We start from the raw sequence: 1,279 nt of genomic DNA, 5'->3' as shown, positions 1-1,279 counted from the left end.
TGGTCGGGATGGAGTACCATTAAAAGAATGGCTGAAATCACATAAAAAAGTACGGCTTGTTGCAAGAGATAGAGCAAGTGCATATGCCTCCGCAATCAACGAAGTACTTCCAGAATGTATCCAGGTAGCGGACAGATTTCATTTATTGCAGAATCTTCTCGAATATATGAAAAATATTTTCAAGGAAGAAATGCCACCCCGCCTATATATTCAAAACGGAGAAATATCTGAAAAAGCACCAGAAAAAATATTAAAAGAGAAGACACCGGATTTCCCATTTCTTGACAGTCTGCATTACGATAATACTCCACCTGTAGATTGCAATGGAAATGAAGTGATTTATGATAACAAAAAGCATGATCTGAATTCACCACAGTATCAACATCAGAAAGAAAAGAGGAAAAAAAACAACAATTAATTCGGGAGATACAAGCTTATTGGAAAAAGCAGGAGAAGCCGCAGATAAAAGAAGTAGCTGAAATTTTCGGAATCGCCTCTCTTACAGCAAAAAAATATATTTTTATGACGAAAGAGGCTATTGCTGCATTGGACCATCCTACGAATTACAAGAAACGGGATTCGTCTATGAATGCATGGCTCAATGTTATTTATAAAATGATGGCTGACGGTTTCAGTAACGAAATAATTTATTTTTACATCAAGCATCAAGAATCCTTTCATGATTCTGACCGCAAACTCGAAAATTATATTTATATTATTGGGAAAAATAATTTTCCAGACCGAGCCCTATTCAATAGAAAAACAACTATGGAATGGGTATTACCGCCAGAAGTGACTGTAATCAGCAGAGCAGATTTACTTAAATATATATTGACGTGTAATCCTAAAACAAAGCGAGATTCTGTCATTGAAAAATATATTGGTCAGATAAAAAGCAGTTATCCTGTTGTTACAAAAGTTGAAAAAATGTTCAAAGAATTCCATTCCTTGCTAATGGGAAAAGATGAAGAAAAATTAGATGAATATCTTAGAAAATATAGCGAGAGCGAAATACAATCGTTTTGTAATGGAATAAAAAAGGATATCCTTCCGGTCAAGAATGCGATATCCTTCTCTATAAGTTCTGGATTTGTTGAAGGAAACAACAACAAATTCAAAGTCCTCAAACGTATTGTATACGGTAGAAGTGGATTAGTCAATCTAGAGAAAAAATGCAAGTTGGCTTTTATACATAAAAGTAAAGATTTTTCCCTCTCTGCGCTATTATAAAACAAGCTGGTATCAATTTGATACCAGCTAATGTTTCACTTTGTTATAC

The 1,279-nt window shown here is 34.3% G+C and carries 2 protein-coding genes; both read left to right on the top strand.

Annotated features, from left to right (window positions below; translation table 11 throughout):
- Nucleotides 1-418: transposase (locus G632_RS0118315; protein ID WP_026512704.1), on the top strand; the 418-nt coding region annotated here is incomplete at its 5' end.
- 104 nt (nucleotides 419-522) lie between these two features.
- Nucleotides 523-1,230: a transposase gene (locus tag G632_RS22245; RefSeq protein WP_022763605.1), complete on the top strand. Its 708-nt coding sequence runs from the start codon at nucleotides 523-525 to the stop codon at nucleotides 1,228-1,230.
- Nucleotides 1,231-1,279 lie beyond the last annotated feature (49 nt).

This window comes from Butyrivibrio sp. NC2007 (assembly GCF_000421405.1).
In the GTDB taxonomy this organism is placed as follows: Bacteria; Bacillota; Clostridia; order Lachnospirales; family Lachnospiraceae; genus Butyrivibrio.
The sequence above is the reverse complement of the archived record's forward strand: the minus strand, read 5'-3'. Positions and strand labels throughout refer to the sequence as shown.